Raw genomic sequence first — 2362 nt, 5'->3', positions numbered from 1 at the left:
GCGAGTTTCTTCGCGGCGGAGCTGTGCGCCACGTAGCGCTGATTGATCGAGGAGGGTGAGAGACCTTCCCGCCGGGCCGTCGCAGCGGCCCGGTCGAAGCCCGAGGGCAGCCTGACCTGCGCAATGGCGGGGAAGGTGGCAAGCGGCCCTGACAAAGGCGGGACGTGCCGGGACTGCCAGACGGTGCGGGTTCGTCGAGGCGAGGCCAGAAGGTGTAACGCGAGTGAACCAGTGTCTGACGCTCCGTAACAGCGAAGCCGGCTCCAATCTGGTGGATACGGGCCGGTGAGCAGCGCACGACCCCGAGGGCTTCGGCCGCCGGGGTGGACTCCGAAGCCGTTTAGCTCCGGCGGTGGGGAGGCCATGGTGAAAGCCTGCGGCGTAGCCGTGGCGATGCTGCCGGAGTAGAGCTGGGCACCTCCCTGGCTGATCGATCATGTGGTGAACGTGGGAACCGACCGGCGTTCGCCGGGCTTCCGTCCTTCCAGGGCGGGGCTGGGCAGGTGTGTTGCCACTGATGGGTGACCGGTCGGGGCGGAGGCCTCGTAGTAGTCGCGGGCGTCACGACCCGCCGCCGGGGTCCGGGAGAGCCGGACACAGGGCGAAGGGGGCCAGCAAGTCAGGCAGGGCGGATGCTGGAATGCCAGGAGGGATGTTGTCGCCGGTGAACACCGACGATCCGGAGTTGGCCCTGTTGCGGGCTGAGGATCGGGTACTGGAGATCCAGACCAAGCTGCACCGTTGGGCTCGCGATGATCCTCATCGCCAGTTCAACGACCTGTTCAACCTTGTCACCGATCCCGCGTTCCTGTTGGTGGCGTGGGATCGAGTGCGGAGCAACAAGGGTGCCAAGACCGCTGGAGTGGACGGCCGGACCGCGCTGTCGGTCGTGCTGCGTGTCGGCGTCGAGGAGTTCCTCGGCGAGCTGCGGGCCTCGCTGAAGGACCGCAGTTTCCGGCCGCTGCCGGTGCGGGAAAGGATGATCCCGAAGCCCGGCGGCAAGCTGCGCCGGTTAGGGATCGCCACGATCACCGACCGGGTGGTCCAGGCATCCTTGAAGCTAGTGTTGGAGCCGATCTTCGAGGCGGATTTTCTCCCATGTTCTTATGGGTTCCGTCCGGGGCGCCGAGCTCATGACGCGGTGGCCGAGATCCGTTACCTGGCCACGAATCCACGCAGGTACGAGTGGATCGTGGAAGGCGACATCAAGGCCTGCTTCGACGAGATCGACCACACCGCCCTGATGGGCCAGGTGCGTGGCCGGATCATCGACAAGCGCGTCCTGGACCTGGTGAAGGCGTTCCTGAAAGCCGGGATCCTCGGTGAGGATCGGCAGCTTCGGGAGACCAACGCCGGAACCCCGCAAGGGTCGATCCTGTCCCCGCTGCTGAGCAACCTCGCCCTGGCGGTGCTGGACGAGCACATCGCTGGGCGGCCCGGGGGTCCGGGCTCCAGCCCGGGCGAGAGGGCTGGGCGGTTGCGGCGCGGTCTGCCGAACTTCAAGTTGGTCCGGTATGCCGACGACTGGTGCCTGATGATCAGGGGCAGCCAGTCCGACGCCGTGGGCTTGCGGGACGAGATCGCCGGGGTGTTGTCGACGATGGGTTTGCGCCTGTCGCCGGACAAGACTCTGGTCACCCACATCGATAAGGGACTGGACTTCCTCGGGTGGCGCATCCAGCGTCATCGCAAGAGGGGGACCAACCGGTACTTCATCTATACCTATCCGGCCAAGAAGTCGTTGAAAGCGGTGATGGCCAAGGTCAAGACGTTGTGCCGGCAGGTCGAGGTGAGCCAACCGCTGGACGAGCTGATCCGTCGGCTCAACCAGGCAGTTCGCGGCTGGTGCGCCTACTTCCGGCCCGGAGTGTCGTCTGCGACTTTCGCCTACCTCAGCCACTACCTGTGGCAGACGGTATGGCGATGGCTGCGGCGTAAACACCGCCGGGCCACCTGGAAGGAACTGCGCCGTCAGTATTGCGGCGGTGGTTGGTGGCCGCGCGGGCAGCGGGAACTGTTCGACCCGGAGAAGCTGGGCACGACCCGGTATCGCTACCGCGGCTCGATCATCCCGTCGCCCTGGCCGACCGCCTGACGAGGAACACCACCAGCACTATCGGGGCTTGTGGAGAGCCCGGTGCATTGAAAGGTGCACGCCGGGTTCGGGAAGCGGCCCGCAGAAACAGACCGACCAACATCGGAACTGCGCTGCGGGCCGACTTCACGGACCGTCCGTCGCGATGAAGGTCGACTTCGTCGACTCTCAGAAGGCCGAACACGGTGTCCAGCCGGTCCTGCAGGCGCTCGAAGATACGCCGGCACAGATCGCACCGTCGACCTACTACGCCGCCAAGACCCGCCC

Annotated in this window: 1 protein-coding gene; it reads left to right on the top strand. The window is 66.1% G+C overall.

Annotated elements, in window-relative coordinates; translation table 11 throughout:
• The first annotated feature begins 664 nt into the window (after positions 1 to 664).
• The gene (gene ltrA / locus ACL02O_RS34050; protein ID WP_412822292.1) at positions 665 to 2095 is read left to right on the top strand and encodes a group II intron reverse transcriptase/maturase; all 1431 of its coding nucleotides are present in this window, start codon (positions 665 to 667) and stop codon (positions 2093 to 2095) included.
• Positions 2096 to 2362: the final 267 nt, after the last annotated feature.

The sequence above is a fragment of the Micromonospora mangrovicola genome, assembly GCF_047200535.1.
Lineage (GTDB): Bacteria > Actinomycetota > Actinomycetes > Mycobacteriales > Micromonosporaceae > Micromonospora.
Note: the sequence above shows the minus strand (reverse complement) of the source record. Positions and strands in the feature narration are given on the sequence as shown.